This is a genomic window from Bradyrhizobium sp. LjRoot220 (assembly GCF_964252915.1).
Taxonomy (GTDB): Bacteria; Pseudomonadota; Alphaproteobacteria; order Rhizobiales; family Xanthobacteraceae; genus Bradyrhizobium.
Genome location: NZ_CAXUPS020000002.1, coordinates 18785 through 36683, shown reverse-complemented (window position 1 = coordinate 36683; position 17899 = coordinate 18785). Strand labels below are relative to the sequence as shown.

At 60.1% G+C, this 17899-nt stretch carries 16 protein-coding genes; 5 read left to right on the top strand and 11 right to left on the bottom strand.

The genetic code is table 11. The features are described 5' to 3' along the window. Positions 1-18: 18 nt before the first annotated feature. The 9 genes from ACSQ84_RS08490 to ACSQ84_RS08450 all read right to left on the bottom strand — a co-directional run bounded on the left by ACSQ84_RS08490 (position 19) and on the right by ACSQ84_RS08450 (position 9491). Positions 19-885, bottom strand: a complete 867-nt coding sequence (locus tag ACSQ84_RS08490) for a phytanoyl-CoA dioxygenase family protein (protein ID WP_436211223.1) — start codon at positions 883-885, stop codon at positions 19-21. Positions 886-941: 56 nt separating this feature from the next. Beyond that, positions 942-2096 (bottom strand): hypothetical protein, encoded by a 1155-nt coding sequence (locus ACSQ84_RS08485; RefSeq protein ID WP_436211222.1) that lies wholly within the window; start codon positions 2094-2096, stop codon positions 942-944. 70 nt (positions 2097-2166) lie between these two features. Beyond that, a complete protein-coding gene (locus tag ACSQ84_RS08480) occupies positions 2167-2871 on the bottom strand; it encodes a class I SAM-dependent methyltransferase (RefSeq protein WP_436211221.1) in 705 nt (234 codons plus the stop codon). Positions 2872-2911: 40 nt separating this feature from the next. Then, positions 2912-3706 carry a class I SAM-dependent methyltransferase gene (locus tag ACSQ84_RS08475; protein ID WP_436211220.1) on the bottom strand — a complete coding sequence of 265 codons (795 nt, stop codon included), beginning with the start codon at positions 3704-3706 and terminating at the stop codon, positions 2912-2914. A gap of 48 nt (positions 3707-3754) precedes the next feature. Beyond that, entirely contained in the window at positions 3755-4978 is a 1224-nt protein-coding gene (locus ACSQ84_RS08470) for an ABC transporter ATP-binding protein (RefSeq protein ID WP_436211219.1), read from the bottom strand. Between the two features lie 32 nt (positions 4979-5010). Then, on the bottom strand, positions 5011-5949 hold the full coding sequence (locus ACSQ84_RS08465; protein WP_436211218.1) for an ABC transporter permease: 939 nt from the start codon (positions 5947-5949) through the stop codon (positions 5011-5013). A gap of 137 nt (positions 5950-6086) precedes the next feature. Beyond that, positions 6087-6602, bottom strand: coding sequence for a transcriptional activator RfaH (locus ACSQ84_RS08460; protein WP_436211217.1), 516 nt, complete (start codon positions 6600-6602; stop codon positions 6087-6089). Next, a complete protein-coding gene (locus ACSQ84_RS08455) occupies positions 6602-7201 on the bottom strand; it encodes a winged helix-turn-helix transcriptional regulator (protein WP_436211216.1) in 600 nt (199 codons plus the stop codon). Before ACSQ84_RS08455 ends, ACSQ84_RS08460 begins: the two co-directional genes overlap by 1 nt. Before the next feature lie 304 nt (positions 7202-7505). Further along, positions 7506-9491 carry a hypothetical protein gene (locus ACSQ84_RS08450; protein WP_436211215.1) on the bottom strand — a complete coding sequence of 662 codons (1986 nt, stop codon included), beginning with the start codon at positions 9489-9491 and terminating at the stop codon, positions 7506-7508. Positions 9492-9642: 151 nt separating this feature from the next. On the opposite strand from ACSQ84_RS08450, the gene ACSQ84_RS08445 reads away from it, so the two are divergent. After that, positions 9643-10641 carry a glycosyltransferase family 2 protein gene (locus ACSQ84_RS08445; protein WP_436211214.1) on the top strand — a complete coding sequence of 333 codons (999 nt, stop codon included), beginning with the start codon at positions 9643-9645 and terminating at the stop codon, positions 10639-10641. Positions 10642-10687: 46 nt separating this feature from the next. Beyond that, positions 10688-11737, top strand: coding sequence for a CDP-glucose 4,6-dehydratase (gene rfbG, locus ACSQ84_RS08440; RefSeq protein ID WP_436211213.1), 1050 nt, complete (start codon positions 10688-10690; stop codon positions 11735-11737). On the opposite strand, the gene ACSQ84_RS08435 is transcribed toward rfbG, so the two are convergent. Beyond that, positions 11725-12786, bottom strand: a complete 1062-nt coding sequence (locus ACSQ84_RS08435; RefSeq protein WP_436212243.1) for a Gfo/Idh/MocA family oxidoreductase — start codon at positions 12784-12786, stop codon at positions 11725-11727. The genes rfbG and ACSQ84_RS08435 overlap by 13 nt on opposite strands. 276 nt (positions 12787-13062) lie before the next feature. Between ACSQ84_RS08435 and ACSQ84_RS08430 the strand changes: the two genes are divergently transcribed. Genes ACSQ84_RS08430 through ACSQ84_RS08420 form a run of 3 tightly spaced genes read left to right on the top strand, consistent with a single transcriptional unit; the run spans position 13063 to position 15853 of the window. Next, positions 13063-14313, top strand: coding sequence for a class I SAM-dependent methyltransferase (locus ACSQ84_RS08430; RefSeq protein ID WP_436211212.1), 1251 nt, complete (start codon positions 13063-13065; stop codon positions 14311-14313). A gap of 53 nt (positions 14314-14366) precedes the next feature. Beyond that, positions 14367-15137, top strand: coding sequence for a glucose-1-phosphate cytidylyltransferase (rfbF, locus tag ACSQ84_RS08425; RefSeq protein WP_436211211.1), 771 nt, complete (start codon positions 14367-14369; stop codon positions 15135-15137). A gap of 5 nt (positions 15138-15142) precedes the next feature. Continuing rightward, a complete protein-coding gene (locus ACSQ84_RS08420; RefSeq protein WP_436211210.1) occupies positions 15143-15853 on the top strand; it encodes a class I SAM-dependent methyltransferase in 711 nt (236 codons plus the stop codon). A 30-nt stretch (positions 15854-15883) separates the two neighbouring features. On the opposite strand, the gene ACSQ84_RS08415 is transcribed toward ACSQ84_RS08420, so the two are convergent. After that, on the bottom strand, positions 15884-17500 hold the full coding sequence (locus tag ACSQ84_RS08415) for a hypothetical protein (protein ID WP_436211209.1): 1617 nt from the start codon (positions 17498-17500) through the stop codon (positions 15884-15886). Positions 17501-17899 lie beyond the last annotated feature (399 nt).

Genomic DNA, 17899 nt, shown 5'->3' with positions numbered 1-17899 from the left:
TAACCGGCTTGCCGAAACCTACGGAAGCTGCAGATCGCTGATGATCCGATCGGCGGTACCCGGCATCAGCGTCGGGAAGTTCTGCACGCGCGCACGATCGATTTGATACGGATGATAATAGTAGTTGGTAAGCGCGTAGCGCGAACCGGCCTTTAGCGGCCGGCCCCGATGGATGCCCGTCGTGTTGACCAGCAGCAGCGTTCCCGCCTTGCCAAGGAAGCGGCTTGCCTGGATGTGGTACCGCGACAGCAGTCTATCGACCAGGGCCGGTTCATAACGCGTACTCGGAGCCGACGGAAGATTACCGACCGCGGTGTCGAAGATGGCGCGCCACTTCTTCTGGCTTCCGGCCACATACTCAAAGGGGCCGTTTTCGGGGCCGACATCGGAGAGATAAAGAATGGCCTTGAACTGGAAATCATGCGCATCGCGATGCCAGCCGTCACCCGATCCGTTGTTCTCCGTTGTGGCGTCGATACGGGCGCCAAGCGTCGCAAAATTGTAGAGAGCGGACCCGCCGAGCCTCTCGCCGACCGCAATCAGCAAGGGATCGTGGTGAAATTCGGCGAGCCGAGCGCTGACAGATTCGACACCGAACATCCGCTTGTCCGCGCCGCCGGAGTTGCGCTGTACGACATCGGGATATTCGATCGCCAACCGGTCGATTTCATCGCGAGCATCAGCACATTTCTCGGCCGACCAATAATCGGGGATCGCGACGACGCCGGATGATTTCAGCTTGCGCAGCAACCGCGCACTGTCGGGATGCAGACCGGGTAATTTGGAATCCAGACTTGCCGGATCGGCCCGGCGTTCTTTCTCGGCCCGGATACCTGCCAGCAGATTCCAATGGTGATAGGTGTCAATTGCCGAACGAAGCCTCACAGCATTGCCTCCTGCTCTAACCCGCTCTTTTCAAGTCGCAACATCAAATTCTTGCTTTAGCGGCCGCGCGAAAGAAGGCGCCGCAGACCGGTCTTTAATCCGCGCAAGCCTGGATTGGGTTCCTGTGGCGCGACGCTCGGCTGTGTTTTCAATTCAGCAACGCGTGTTAGAGAAGCCATTTCAAGCTCAGGCTCACGGCATTCCGCCACGGTTGCCAATTCGGCGTCACTCATATTCAGCAGAAGTCGGCAAAACTCCCCCAGCGGCTGGTCGACCTGGTTGGCTCCGCCACCAATTCCATGATGGCGGCCGAGGCGAATATCGAAGCCGAGCGAGTGGATATTTTGCGAGGAAAGGCTTTCGCCGCGCCGGGTGGCCAGTGCCCGCAAGGCAATTTCCAACCGCTGCGTCGAGGGCCCGATCCGGAACTCATCGGCAACGGCCTTCCACTCGGGATCGTCTGTTTTGCCGTCGAGCGCCGTGAGAATAGCCTGCGACATCTGCGCGGGCTCGTCGTACTCGAAAAAGAACGGCGGACGGCGCAGTTGCTTCGGAAGGATACTCGCGACGTTATCGCGCGAAACCATCGGCATGCCGGTTGCCCAGGCATATGCGCCGGCGCGGGCGCGGCGCTCGCTCGGCGCCGAGTGTACATAAATCCTCGACGATCGGTAAAAGAATGCCAACGTCTCAAGGTCCAGCGGGAATGGATTGTCCCATTCCATGGTCATCAGATTGAAGAACCGCCGCTCTTCGGGAGAGAACATCGCCTCGAAGCGCTGCCGGATATCGTGCAGAACCGTGCCTTCCTTGTTGGCGGCAGGCACCGGACAAAGATGCAGCACGCGAATGAGCCGCCCCGAATCGTAAATCGTGCGGATGGCCTGGAGGAATTCGGGCAAGCCCTTGAAGAATACCGCGCGCGAGGTGCTGATCACGTCCCAGAACTTTTCACCGCCCGGCCGCGGCGCAAACGAGGCAGGCGCGAAATTGCAGGCATCCAGGCCGATGCGTTCGAATGGCTTTCCTTCGCGCTCGATCAGGTCGTCATCGCCGGCCATGCTGAAATCGAACAGCGGGTCGTACGCAAAGTCGTGATCATGCCAATTGTGGTGCAGACCGATGAAAAACCTCGCCTTGAGTTTCTCCACGGCAGCCCGCACCGCCGCATCCTTGATGAGGTGGTCCCGTTCGGGTGTGGTGAAGGACACACATCCTTTTCCCGAGGCATCCGGTGCTTTGATGAGACATGCCATACTGTAATCTTGCCTGGTAGCTCTGCTATTTGAACCGAAGCAGGTGAACCTGGTCCTTGTCGCCATCGACCTGATGAACATCGACGGATGAACACCCGGCCTCGTGGAGCAGCAGGTTATAATACCCTTCCGACATCGTACGTCGCAGATAGGGCCCGGTCGAAGGGCCACCCGTATTGAGTTGCAGTAACTCCGTCACGTCATAACGACCCGTCGGCGGCTCAAAGAACCGGATCATGACCAGCGGCGAGGTCCGGCGCGCGGCGAGCAGCGATTTTTGCGGTGACTGCAATGTTTCAAGCACGTGCGAGAACAGCGTGACGTCACAGGCGGCAATCGACAGCTCCGGATCTTCGATATCGGCTTCCAGAAAATGCGTCCTGGGATCGTCCGCGTATCGCTCGCGCGCCGCATCGAGCAGACTCGTCGAAAAATCATAGCCGTAATATTCGCAGGCCAATCCGGCCTGTTTGAAGAAACTGGCAAGATGACCGTTTCCGCAGCCGAAATCGGCGAGGCGGAATTGCTTATCGCCAAACTGCTCTTTGAGCAGGCTGGTCACCAGGACCTTGGATCGTTCCGACGGATGACCGTAGCCGTCCAAATAGACCTTGGCGACTTCTGGCATGAAGCTCGACCAACTCTTTTTCAGGATACTCATGCATGCACCGTTGGAAACACCTTGATATGGTCGCCTGCTGCGACGTCGAGCCGACGCGAGGGACGGCATGGCGACGGATGGCACGCCGGCGCAGCAATCAAAGTCCTACTCACGAATTATCTTCCTCACGCGTGGGCGGCGGCACAGACAGTTTCTCGAAGATCAGAATGGAATCCATGTGGCCGAGCGCCTGACCGGTCTCCGCCTTCACGAAATGGCTCCGCCGGACGTTCGCGATCCCCGGCAGCAGGTCGGTATAGTTTCTGATCCAGTACGTCGTGTTGGGGTAGTAATCGGCCTTTCCGGCCCAACTCGCGTCAGCCGGATCGTCCGAGTATGGCTCGACCAGCACCAGCCATTTGCGGGTGACCCGCAACAGTTCCGCAAGGCTCGAATGTATGGTGTCCGGCCCAATGCACAGCAGCACCCCGCTCGCCAGTACGACGTCGAACTCATCTGGTTCGAAAGGCAAGGCATCCGCCGCCGCATACACCAGTTCGATCGGACGGCCCAGCGCCTCCGGCAAGGTGGCTGCCGCGAAGGAAAGCACCGGCCTGGAAAGCTCGGTGCCGGCAAGCCGGTCCCACTGTTTGCTGCGGTGGATGGACCAGAAATTCGGACCGGCATGACATCCGACTTCAAGAAGGGCGCGCCCATCGAGCTGCGAGATCGTTTCGCCAATCTTCAAGCGAAATGGATGCTCTTTTTGTTTCCAGTAGCCTTCCGCCGAATTTTGCCCCGCGTCGTCACGCGTCTCCCACCACTGCCGGGAATGTTCGCCATCAAATCGCGGCTTGTCGTCGGCGGTTTCGGCAGTCGTGACGGCCGGTGGCAGCGGCACGGGATGAGGCCCGCGCAACCTGTTCAAGGCCTGACGAACGCCCACGGGAATCAACCGCCGCATTGAGGATTCAGCCCGCGTCGCAACAACATGAGCGGTAGCGGAGCGGCATCACGAGTTTTCCAGAACGTCATGCCAGTCGCCCTGGAAAACCGCCAATCCGGCCCGGTCGCGTCGGAAACTCTTGTACTGGTGATTTTGCCGGGACTCGATGGTGAAGCGGAGAACGCCTTCGTACTCATCGTAGAGATCGGCCTGCGTGCCGTTGATCAGGGATATCTGATAGTCACCCTCCTTTAGGAAGCGCTGCTTGATCCGAACCCGCTTCTCGAACACCCCGACATCGTGCGAGCTCAACGTCTCATGCTCGTCGGTATCGTAGGTTTGAGTCACAATGACCTGTTGCAGAGTGCGCACTGACAGCACCAATTGCATTCCAAATAGCCGCTTCTTCACCCGGTAGCGTATTCGTACCCAAATATCCTCGTCCAGATCGAACCGGTCCGTCTCCGTACCGTCGGCACGCTCAAGGGCAGCAGAAAGGAAGCAGGCGGGTGAGGCCGAGCCTTCGCCGAAATCCACCTTCGAGGTTCCGCCCACATCCTTGGGTATGTAATTTTCAACGACCTGACCCACCTCGCCGACCGAGATGACCCGCCCCTCCCTCAGCAGCATGGCGCGCTTGCAGATGCCGGCCACGCTGCTCAGGCTGTGACTAACGAACAGAATCGTGATTCCGCTCTTGCGCAGTTCCGTCATCCGCTCAAGCGACTTTTCCTGGAACATGACGTCGCCGACCGACAAAACTTCATCCAGAATGAGCACTTCGGGCCTGAGGTTGACCGCGACAGCGAAGCCCAGCCGCGCTTGCATGCCGCTGGAATAATGCTTGAACTGCGTATCGATGAACTTTTCAAGCTCGGCAAACCCAACGATTTCGTCAAACTTCGATTGAATGAAGGCGTGATCGAGCCCGAGCAGCGTGCCGTTGAAGAACACGTTCTCTCGTCCGGTCAGGTCCGGGTGGAATCCGGTACCAACCTCGAGCAACGCGCCGACGCGGCCGCGAATGATCGCGGAGCCGTAGGTCGGACGCACGATACCCGTGAGGATTTTCAGGAGCGTGCTCTTGCCCGAACCGTTGCGGCCAATGATCCCGAAAACCTCGCCCTGCTCGACGTTGAAACTGACATCGCGCAGCGCCCAGATATCCTCGCGCGCAATACCGCTGTCGCGGCCCAACATGCCGCGCAAACGCGCGGCAAGGGTGTTGGCAGATGAACCGACATTGATGCGGTAACGCTTGGAGATGTCTTCAGCGACGACGGCGGTCATGGGATTCCATATCTCGGTGTTGGGTGCGGGATTCAGATCCGGTCAATCACGCTGGATTCCAGCTTCTGGTAGACGAAGACCGAGATCCCGAGCATGACGATGATCGTGGCCAGATTGATCGCAAGATATGACAGATCCGGCGCCGGGCTTTCCGGAAGCAGCGACCACCGCACGCCCTCGATCAAAGTCACCATCGGATTGAGGTGGTAGAGCAGCTGGTACTTTTCAGGGATGAACCGGGTCGCGTAGTAGACCGGCGAGATGAACATGCCGAACTGGACGGCAAACGGCAAAACCATACCGACGTCCCGGTAGAGGGCGTTCAACGGCGCGAGGCCGACCCCTATGGAGAGCGATGCCAGGCATATCATGGTGAGAAACACCGGAAGCAACAGCAGCCGTGGCGACATCGGAATGCCGAACGCGAGGCACGCCAGGATCAGCAACGTCATCATGATGATCGTGTCGAACCATGCTGCCATGACCGAAGCCAGCGGCAGCATGATCTTCGGAAGGTAGATCTTCGTCAGGATGCTCGAATGCGCCAGCAGGCTCGCCGTGGCGTCCTGCAGGCCGCGCGTGAAGAACTGCCAGGTCATGATTCCCGAGAAGAGAAAAATGCCCTGATGGGAGCCGTCGGCGGTGTTGATCTTGATGAGATTGAACATGAAAAAGACCATGACGGTCGAGGCGATCGGCTGGACCACGACCCAGAACAAGCCAAGAAAGCTTTGCGAGTAGCGCAACGAGATCGAACGCCAGACCAGTACCTTGAACAAAGGCATGAAATTCGGAAGCAGCGTGAAGTTGCGCCAGAGATCGCTGAGTTTCGGCGCGCCAATCTCATGCACGCTCTCGTCAACGAATTCCTTCTTGACGCTCTCGATAGAGGTGCGAGCGGCGGGAACGGAGCCGTCCTTGATGAAGAAGCGGCCACCCTCCACCTCGGTTTCGAGATCGGTATGTGTCATGTCGATTTCCGTAGACTGCTGCAGTTTGAAACCTGGGACGGTGCGCGGGCCGCTGATTCACACGTGCGCTTCAGCCACGCTACCGCACTCCGGGTGAATCGCTTCACCCGGTTCGTCTATCCCGACAGAGGCCGGCCTTACGCCAGTTCTACCGAGTGTACGTCCAGCACGACCCTGACCTTGCGGCCGAGCATATCGAGCAGGATTGCGATCCGTTCGCCGTCGTTCATCCCCTCGAACAGGCCAAGGCAAGTCGAGAACACGCCGTCGAGAACGCGTATCTTGTCGCCGAGCCGGAACGGCGACGGCTTTTCGAGCCGAACGAATCCCCGGTCGTCTTCGTCCAGCCTGAGACCTTTGATAATCGAGTCTGCAACTTCTGCCGGACTGTCGCCGTGGCACACCAGCCGCGCCACCCCGATCGTCGACTGGATCGAGCGCCAGCGCTGCACGGCGATGTCGATCGCGACAAACATGTAGCGTGGAAATAACGGCGCGGCGACCGTCTCTACCTTGCGGGCATGCCTGCGGCGCGTCAGATAGCGCGGAAAATAGGTTTCGAAGCCCTGCCGCTGCAGATGCGCCGCCGCCAGCGCCTCGGAGCGCGGGCGCGTCTGCACCACATACCAGCGTTTGCCCGCACGATCGTACATCAGGAAGCCTCCGATCTGGAGGCCGGCTCGGAGAGTCCGAGCAGCGCCGGCGAATAGACCCGCTCGGCGCCGTAACGATCGGTGGCATCGCGCAGTATCTCACCGCCATTGTGAAGGGCCGCGATGACGACGGCGTCGAAAGGCCTGTCGACCTCGTCGAAAGAGGCAAAAACCGGAAAACCGACAAACTTTGGCTGGCTGGAACTCGCATCCACCACGCCGACGACTTCGGTTCCGCATTCGAGCGCACAGATGGTGGCGATCTCCGCCAGATCGGACAGCCCCGCGATCACGATCCTGGAAAAGCCGCGGCTCGACGCGGTCTTGATCGCGTCGCCATACTCCGCGCGCGCGCGGCGAAAAATTGAAAACGAAAAGCTGAAGTACTCCACCGTCAGACGCGCTTTCTCGGCGAAGCCCTGCGGCGTCAGGTAGTAGGCGTAGCGCCGCGCCGGCGCTTCCCCGACCTTCAGCAACCCCTTCTTAACGCAACGCTTCAGATACGCGTTCACCAATCCGAGCGCGACGCCCAGCTCGGACGCGAGATGGCGCTGGGTTTGCTCGCCATCGCGTTCCACCGATTCGAGGAGATCCAGCATGATCCGCGCTTCATGCATCCCCTGACGTTCGCTGCCACCAATCATCGTCCCGACCAGCTATCCCAGACATTGTTCAGGCCGTGAACGATTACGCTGTTCAAGGCATGAACGTCAAGGCTGGAAACAGGATTTTGAAATATGCGAATTATAACAATGGTTTACCTGGACGACAGCACTGCCGCCACGAAGATGACACCCAGTGGGCGACAACGGAGACCGGGACAAGCCCCGCGCGCCAGACCTGACCACCTCCGCCTGCAGCTGGCGAAGCACGATGAAGGCGGGCTCGGGCTCGATCGATTGCTTAATCGCATTTCAGCCGCCGAACGTCATTCTCGGAACGCAAAACGACGACTTCCGCAAACCCCCTCTGCCGCGTCAGCCGACACAAGTTGGCGTCGTCGATGCCCCCCGTCGCACGGGAAGCCGCCCCATAAAGCGCATACCCGTAATAGGCGCCGAACTGGCATTTCTCCGCAAGCGGAGGCAGCCCGTGCAGCAATGGCAAACCAAAGGCCGCCGGAATCAGAAAGGGCGCCGCCTCACAGATCGGCGTCAGCGTCCAGAACGAAGAGAATTCCGGCGCCACGCTGACGAGTAAATTGTCGCCGGCTGAAGCGTGAACATCGCGGAAGAGCCGTCCTATCTTTGCCCCGGTCGATTCGGCGGATTTCGCCGCCAGCGCCGCGAGTGCGCCGCGGTCGAACAAGCCCAGTGCTGCAATACGCGACGCATCGGAGGGATCGAGCCGCGCGTAGAGCGCGTTACGCTGCGCAATCAGCGTGGCGTAGGAAGTGTTCTTCCCGGGGTGGGCAACAACGCAGATCGCGATTGCGGTGAGCGACGTCACCATGACCGAAAACGCTCGGTCGCCGGCCCAGTCGATGATGCGCCCTGAAAGACTGGCGATCGCTATCCATGTTCCGACGTTCAGGAAGTAGTAGGCGCTTCCGCCTTCGATGCGCAACGTCAAGGCCGGCCCGACGGCGAGCAACATCATCAGCAACACCATTTTGGGCCATGTTCCGCCGCCGCGTCGAATATCCTGGAGATGAAAAAACCCCGCAAGACCGATCGGAACGAGATTCGCCAAGGCCCACATCGGATAGGTGACGAGAAAGTGCAGAAATCCGAATGTCGTTGTGCCGACATTGTCGCCAGGCAGCGTGAAACCAACGATGATCCATGCCTGCAGCGCGAGAAGCGCTGCCAGCACGACCCAGCAACGCTTTGGGATATTTCGGCTCGACAGCACGACGTAGATCACAGCGACCGTCCAGATCATACCGATCGAGATTTTTGCCGCGGAGAGCAGTAGTCCGTAGAGACCCGCAGTGACGACCGGGAAGAGAGACTGGTCATCCGTGAACGATCGCAGAAATGGAAGCCCGATCAGCAGCAGCAACAGGCCGAACATGTGACTTTCGGATACCAGGTACGACATCGCGTCGAACCGGTCGACGATGAACAGCACGGCAATCGGTACAACCACCAGCATGCCGAGAGGCGGTGCAGCCCGCTGCGACGAAACGAAGCCCAGGGTCGCAAAGCCAAGTCCGAACAGCAGCAAAGGCAAGCCTACCACCTGCTTGCCGATGACATACCCATTGAGAACATCGATGCCCGTCGCCTTCGCGTCGAGCCCAAGCCATAGATGAGAAAACACATGGTAGCGAAAGGCTTGCAGCCCATCCAATGCGCTCGCAACCTTCCCGTACCAAACCATGATCGCCGAAATCGAAGCGTGAAACAGCGGATCCGGCAACGCCATGCCGGCAAGTGTGCGTTCCGGACTCAATACGTTGCCGGTGACGAAAGAATTCACGTGAAGGAAATAACCTGCCGCCAGCAGCATCGAGGCGGCGGCCGCAATGCAGATACGCAGCGAATATTCCGACCTGACGATGGCCGCACCGGCCAGTACCGTCACGGCGAAGGCAGGCACCGCTGGAAGCCACGGCGCCAGAGGAACAGCCTGAAGCCCAAGAAAACCGAGGAGCGTCCCGACAAACCCGAACAAATAGGGCATCGAAAGACGGTACCTGGCAACGACCCAAATCGTTCCCATCAAGGCCGAAGCCTGTAGCCAGTAATAGAGGAATACAGCACTCCCGGGCCCTCCGAGCGGCTGACGGATCAACCAGAGTGCAAGCGCTATCGCACCCGAAAATACCGAATAGAAGCCCGCAAGTTGCAGCACCAGGGCGGCGGCTCGATCCTTCACAAAAACACCTTCGGGGTTGGTGCCCGTCTTATATTCCTGCGAAGTCGAACGGGCAAACCGCCTCACATTCGGCTGCCGGACATGCCTTAACGAGCGTGCCATGCGATACGAAAAGGGCAGACCCTTTCCCGCGCAAGCCGACCTATGAGAGTTGCATGTCCTTGCGGACCCGCTTACACGTTTCGGACTGACGCACTGCGAAATCGAGCCCGCTGAGATGACAAACGCGCATTCGGAGACCTTGGATGTTGGGGCAAGAGACCGCAAACGCCTGATCTCGCTGGTCATGCCGGTTTATAATGAAGAGGCCAACGTCGATCGGGCCTATGCGGCGCTGACGGCCATTTTCAAGGACCTTCCCCAATACGATCTGGAATTTGTCTTCACCGACAATCACAGCGAAGACCGGACGTTCGAACACCTTTCTGCGCTGGCCAAGGCCGACAGCAGGGTCAAGGTGATCCGCTTCACCCGCAATTACGGTTTTCAGCGCTCGCTGTTGACCGCCTACCGAAACGCATCCGGCGACGCGGCCATTCAGATCGATTGCGACTTGCAGGATCCGCCGGAGTTGATTCCGCAATTCATCGCACTCTGGGAAAAGGGCCATGACGTGGTCGTGGGGATACGCCGTCGCCGCGAGGAAGCAAGACTGCTTACCCTCGGTCGCCGCGCATTTTACGCGCTGCTCACCCAGATTTCCGACGACCAGATCACCCGCGACGCCGGCGACTTCCGACTTGTCGACCGCTCCGTGATCGACCGCCTCAAGGAACTGAACGACTACAACCCTTACGTCCGGGGTGTCGTGTCTTCGTTTGCCGCGCGGGAGACCGGCATTCCCTACGACCGGACGCAGCGGATACATGGCCGCAGCAAATTTCCAGTGCGCAAGCTGGTCGGCTTTGCACTCGATGGAATCATCGGCCATTCGGTTCTTCCGCTACGGCTTGCGTCCTATGCCGGGCTGCTGATCTCGATCGCTGTCTTTCTGCTGGGGCTGTTCTACATCGTCGAGGCGTTGCTGAGCGGCAAGTCTTGGCCCAGCGGCTTTGCAACCCTCATCGTCGTGATGCTGTTCGGGATCAGCCTGAACGCGATCTTCCTCGGCATAATCGGCGAATATGTCAGCCGTATCTATCAGCAGGTCCGCTTCAGGCCGCTTGTAACGGTCGAGGCCACCGCCAACATTTCCACGGAACAAGCCAAGCAATGACGGCAGCCATTCCCACAACCTGCGTCTCGCTGCGGGGAAGATGAAAATGACCCCGAGCTTCTGGCACGGCCGCCGCGTTCTCTTGACCGGACACACCGGCTTCAAAGGTGCGTGGGCCAGCGTGATGCTGGCCGATCTCGGCGCCAAGGTGACCGCATTCTCGCTCGAGCCGCAGACCGAACCCAATCTTTGGCAGACCGTCGGCGAGCGCGTGGCCGTTGAAAGCTGGTACGCCGATCTGCGTGATGCCTCAACGATTGCCACGCTTTGCGAGGCCGCCGAACCCGAAATCGTCCTGCATATGGCCGCCCAGGCACAGGTTCGGGAAAGCTACCGCGACCCGGTCGGCACCTTCGCCAGCAACATTCTGGGGACGGTGAATCTGTTGGAGGCGCTGCGCTCCAGCCCGAGATTGCGGACAATCCTGACCGTGACCAGCGACAAGGTCTACGCGAACGCGGAGACCGGTTTGGCCTTTGCCGAGAACGCTCCGCTCGGCGGCTCGGATCCCTATAGTGCGTCCAAGGGCGCGACCGAAATCGTGGTCAGGAGCTACGCGGAGAGTTTCTTCACACCACTCGGGGTTCCGCTGGCCTCGGCGCGCGGCGGCAACGTGATCGGCGGCGGCGATTTTTCCAGCGACCGGCTCGTTCCGGATCTCTACCGGGCCGCGCGCAAGGGCGTGCCGGTCGAGCTGCGATACCCGGCGGCGACCCGGCCCTGGCAGCATGTGCTCGACTGCCTCGCCGGCTATCTCGGCTATGCGGAATACATCGCAAACCGTGGCATCGCCGATCCACCCGCTTTGAATTTTGGTCCGCTGACGGACGAGTCGATGTCGGTCGCCCAGGTCGCGGCGGCGATCGGCGAACGGCTCGGCAACGGCAACACCTGGAAGCAGGCGTCAGGTTCGTTTCCGCCGGAAAAGCAGACGCTGCGGATCAACAGCGCCCTGGCAGCGCAAACGCTGGAATGGCGGCCGCGGCTCGACGCCACCGAGACGATTGCCTGGACCGCGCAGTGGTATGCGGATTTCGCGAACGGCAAGGACGCGCTCGAATTGATGCGCGCGCAGATGAGCCGCTACTGGGCGTAGCCCGCTTCGGAAACTAGTCGGCTTCCCGCCAACAGCGCCTTCAGTTCTGCGGGACTGCCGATCGCCGGCCAGATTTTGGAAATGCCATCTCCGTTTTCGGCTGCACCGATGCCGAATTCCGCAAGCGCATAATCCAGAGCGGGATCGAGTGGTTCACCCAGCCGCTGCTCCAGCCATTGAACCTGATGCGCGATGTAGCGCTCCCGGATCGCATCGGCGAGTGCTGCGGACGCGATGGCCCGGCCCGGCGACAATCGCGGGTCGAGTGGCGCGCCTTCGACGGCCGCCATGAAGGCAGAGAGCATTGTTCCAAGTGGCCGCAATGCAGTGTCCCACTGCGGATCGCCGTTCACACGCTTTCCGGCGATGTCGATGAACCCTGGCTCGTCGGCGAAATCGAGGGTGGCGGCAACGTCCGCGGCCGTCTCGACTTCAATATGGCGCCGCCGGCGTTCGTCGTTGCGCGCAATGAGGAGGGAAACCGGCCGCCCCTGTGCCTGCGCTTCGATCGCCAATCGCGCACCGCCACGCTGAACATCAAGCGAAACGAGCGCGAGATCGCGGAACTGCAATTCGCCGACCATCGGCACGATGTGAGGCAGCACGTCATCGAACAGCGTTACGGCCGGATCGTAGCTCTTGGCCTCGCCGCGACGGATATCCGAAGCGCCGTCGGTCCAGACCAGCCGGAGGCCCTGCGGGCGGCCCAGCGTGGCCACGGAGGCGGCATAGGCCTCGATATATCGTGCGAACAAAAACACGTGGCTGGCCCCAAGCGCCGCACCGTTGGCTTGTGCGATGTCGCTGAGCTCTTCAATCCGGCCACGCGACGGGGCAACGGGTTTCTCGACCAGTACCGGAATACCGCTCGCCAGGGCGGCCGCGGCGGCAGCAAAGTGATCGCCCACGCGGTTGGCGACGATCACGGCATCCGGGCGCTCCGGACCGGCTCCAAGGGCCGGCCAGGCACCCACGGCAGTCAACCGGCCGGCGAACCGCGGCTGAGCGCCCCACGCCTCGACGCCCGCTGCGTTGCTGGGCGAGTGCATGGTTATGCGGTCGGACCTGCCCGGCAGCCCGCACAGCACCGACGCAATCGTGCGCGCCCAACGTCCACCGCCGATGACCGATATCTTCATTTGCTACCGCCCTAATGATCCGCACCGGTTCTGGTAATCCGCCTGAAAAGCCCATCCGGGGTTGCCGCCCGCACCAACCTTTGCCAAAAGGACCCCAATACGCAAAGTCACCAAGCATTTCAGGATACTGGACTTGATCCAGCAGTGCGCGCCGCAATGGCTTGGCTTGTTTCATATGGATGCAGAATGAATTCGACAACCGTGCCGGCAAATGAAATCGATCATTGCGAGGTGTGCGGCAGCCGCACCCTCGTCCCCGTCCTCGATCTCGGGGCGCATCCGATGTGCGACGATCTCGTTGCGATCGGAAGCTCGCGGGCGTGCGCGGAATATCCGATCGATATCCTGTATTGCGAGAACTGCCGGACCGCGCACCAGCGCTTTCAGGTTCCGAAACGGGAGTTGTTCCCCGAGAGCTATCATTACCGGTCGCGCTTTACCGCCGATGTGCTCTCCGGAATGAAGAGTCTTGCCGATGCCTGCGAGCAACGCTTCGGCCTGGTCGCAGGCAAGAAGGTCGTCGATGTCGGTTGCAACGACGGAAGCCTGCTCGATTTCTTCCGCGAGAAGGGCGCCACCACGATCGGCGTCGAACCGACCTCCGCCGCGAAGGATTGCGCGGCGAAGGGACACGTCACCATCCATGATTTCTTCACCGAAGCTACCGCGGATCAAATCGTGGCGGCTCACGGCAAGCCGGACTTCATTACGTTCACCAACGTGTTCGCCCACATTGAAGATCTCGGCGGCGTGATCGCCGCGCTGAAGCGCCTGATCGGCGAGAAAACCATCCTGGTTATCGAGAACCATTATCTCGGATCGGTTCTGCTGACCAATCAGTTCGATACCTTCTATCACGAACACCCGCGCACCTACAGCTATCGCTCGTTCGTGTTCATCGCGCGCGCGCTTGGACTCAATCTGATCGACGTGCAGTTTCCCGCGCGCTACGGCGGCAACATTCGTATTTTCGCGGGCAAACAGGCATCCGTCGTCGAGCCCTCCGCGATGCGGGATCTCGAGGCCAAGGAAGCGCGCTTCGGCGAAGAGTTCGCGACACTGCGCACCGGCGTCACGCGCTGGCGCGACAAGAAGAGCGAGGAGTTGAAAACGCTCGTACAACGCGATGGACCGCTTCGCGGCAAGGCGTTCCCGGGGCGCGCCGCCATTCTGATCAAACTGCTGGCGCTCGACAGCGACGCGATCTCGATCGTGCATGAAAAGCCGGGCTCGATGAAAATCGGCCATTACCTGCCGGGCACCCGGATCCCGATCGGCTCCGACGACGACCTATTCAAGGCCTCGCGGGGCGCCAACCCGTTGCTCAATCTGGCGTGGCACATTCCGGTCGAGATACGCAGTTATCTCAAGGAAAACGGTTACGACGGCCCGGTGATCGACATTCTGAGCCAGCAGGATTTTCAGCCCGGCACGTAAGCCGCCGATGCAACTCAACTGCGCCACGACGCGGCGAACTGAAGGCTCAAGACATGAAAGCGGTCATTCTCGCCGGCGGGTTCGGCACACGCCTCTCCGAGGAAACCGACCTCGTGCCCAAGCCGCTGGTCGAAATCGGCGGCCGGCCGATTTTGTGGCACGTGATGAAGCTCTACGCCGCAGCGGGCCTGAATGATTTCGTCATTTGCGGCGGCTACAAGGCCTCGATGATCAAGCACTATTTCGCCAGCTATTTCCTCGAAACCAACGACATCGAGATTCAAACCGCGACGCGCGAGGTCCGTTACCTCACGCCCAAATCGCTCGACGACTGGACCGTAAAGATCATCGACACCGGCTTGAACACCATGACCGGCGGGCGCATCAAGCGCGTCGCACCGCATCTGGACGGAACCTTTTGCCTGACCTATGGCGATGGCGTCGCCAATCTCGATATCGCCAAGGTGATCGCTTTCCATCGCAGCCATGGCAAGCTCGCAACGGTCACCTCGGTCCCCTCGCCCGGCCGTTTCGGCATCCTCGACATGGACCAGCACGACGCTGTTTCCCGGTTCCACGAAAAGCCGGACGCTGAAATGGGCTGGATCAATGGTGGATTCTTTGTTCTCGAACGTCGCGTCATCGACTATATCGATGCCGACGAAACGGTGTGGGAACGCCAGCCGCTGGAGCGACTGGCAGCAGACGGCCAACTGATGGCGTATCGTCACCCGGGCTTCTGGAAGGCCATGGACACGCTACGAGAGAAGCGCGAACTCGAAGAAATGTGGGCCTCCGGCTCCGCGCCGTGGAAACTATGGTGAGACCGATGAAACAGCCCGATGACATCAAGGCTGCCGAGTTCGACGCCTACACCGCGAACTACAATGAAGAGATCAACAAGGCGCTTAATTTCTCGGGCCTCGACATCGACTTCTTCGCGCGGGTCAAGAACGACTACCTGGTCGACATCCTCGACGCGCGGCAGGGCGGCGCTGCCAAGGCCGAGTTGATCGATGTCGGGTGCGGCGTCGCCAATGCCCATAAGCAATTGACCGGCCGGGTTGGCGCGATTGCGGGAATTGACGTTTCAGCCGCCAGCATCGCCGTGGCGCGTCAACGCAACCCTGGCATCCGCTATGAGGTCTTCGACGGCACTCACCTTCCATTCGAGGACCGATCGTTCGACGCCGCGTTCGCGATCAATGTGTTTCATCACGTTCCCGTCGCACAGCGCCCGGCGCTGGTTGCCGACGTCCGCCGGGTGCTCCGTCCCGGAGGATTATTCGCGATCTTCGAGCACAATCCGCTCAATCCCGTGACCCGGCGCATCGTCGATACGTGCGAGTTCGACAAGGATGCCGTGCTTCTGAAGCGGCGGGATTCGGAAGCGCTTCTGCAGGGCGCGGGCTTCAGCGACATCAGCACCAGGTACATCTTCTCGGTGCCGGCGGCCGGCACCCTGCTCCGCAAGGTCGACCGGCTGTTCTCGCTGCTGCCGTTCGGGGCGCAATATTATACCCTCGGAAACAACCGGTAGATCGCTGGCAGTCCGGCAAATCCCCTTCGTCTACATCCTGAAATCGCTGCTGCAGCTGGGCTCCGCCGGCCCGTCAAACCCGATGCTCAGGCATCCCGACTTTGCGCGTTCCGCGATCGTAGCGAGAGCAACGAACTCGTCACGGCCGCCGCTCAATTCCCATTGCTTGATGATCTGACCGAGACCGGCAAGTTGCGGGTTTGGATTCGGCTCCGGATAAAACTTGACGGCGATCGGATTGGCAATCTTGTAGTAGCCGTGCAGATAGATCGCCACTGACACGATCTTTTCGTAGGTCCATGCCCCGTTTGCCCGGAGAACAATTGGCATGTTCGGATCTTTGTTGGCGAGTGCCGACAGTTCGCTCAGCGTTTTCTGGAACTTCGCGGTGAGATCGATATTGGCGGCAACGGCCGTCGAAACTGGAAACGGCAATCTGAGCAATGCCATCACAATCGCGGTAGCCGCGCCAGCCAGCGCGCAGCCCCTCACCGCCGCATTCAACCAAGGGAAGGGCCGCAAGACAGTCGTTGCAAAGGCAACGCTGATGACGACCAGCGCCGGAAGCGCAAACACGCCCGGAAAATCGTAACGATAGCCCGTCGGCCACTTACCACTGTAGCCGATGTATTGGGAGAGATAGAGACTCCAGACCAACGCGACTCCGGCGCAGTAAACGGCGGCCGGCCCGAGCCACAAATTGCGAAAGTCGCGCGGATCACGTGAGAGCCACCGGACAACGCCGGCTGTCACACCGAGCAGCAACAGCGCCGGCAACAGGAACTGCAAACCCGAATCGCCCAGCGGCGACAGAATTCTTGCCAACCGCTCCCCTAGCCCGACCGGCTGACCGAGAAAGTCCTGGCCTGCTCGTGACAGTGCAAGGCCAATGGCGACGGCAGACAGTGAGCTGTAGGCCAGGATGAAAGCAAGATGGACCTTCGCCGCGAGTGAATCGCGATGCAGGTAGATATAGACTGCTATCGCACAGAATGAATATCCGGCGAACGGAAACAGGGTTTCCTTGCTGCCTACCATCATGACAGTGCCGATGGTCACCGCGAGCAGGCTGAGATTGCGCACCCGGCTGCGCGAAGAGGTAAACATCCCCTCGATGCCGACAAGCCACAGGCCGAGCCCCGCGGCGCCGTAGATTTCACCTGGGCCGAGCCGGGCCCACACGTCGCCCCAGAATGGCGCGCGCATCACGACGAGAACGACGGCCAGACCGATAATGATGCCGAGATGCCGCGCGACCACAATCCATATGCCGGCAATGAAGACCGCGAGCAGCCCGACCCTGCTGGCATACCAGAGATGAACATTGTCGCCCCACAGCACCGCTTCGCCCAGCAGGGCGGGATAGTAGAACGGACGAAAGCGAGTGTATTTGCCAATCGCGCCTAATTCAGTCTGCGTGAAGAGAACATGGAAATATTGCCCAATCGGTAGATGATGGTTGCCGGCGCCGATCAGCCGTATCGTGTCGTGATCATCGATCATGCCCCAGCTGGCGTGGAGAACCTGTCTGCCGATGAGCCACGCGGACACCGCGATCGAGAGCAGCACTATTGCGATCGCCTGCTTCCGCCCGACACCGCTGGTTAGAGCAGCATAACGAAACCAGGTGCTATTCGGTCCGGCCATCAGTTCTGTTTTCCATTTTCAAATGCGCAAGCGAGCTTTGTTTCTTTCGACCATCAAGAGGCTGACGATTCGAGGCACTGCTACCCGTTTTTGCTCGCTTCCACGACGCGGTATACCGGCAGCAGTCCCCGATACGGAAGCGCTATCTCGCCGTCCAGGTATCGAAGATTCGCTATGTCCGATTTCGGGCCCAAGCGCACGCACCAATCCGGCCCAGCCCGCCCGATACCGGCGGTAAATTCCAAGGGCTCATGAGCCTGCGCACATCACTCGACGGACGCCAATCATCAATTTATTAAAGTATTTCAATACTTTATTTCGGTCGAGGGCGCATCTTCAGGGAGTTGGCGATCAATGCTGACAAGATGCCCGGCCCTGCAAACTGATATCGATGCGGGC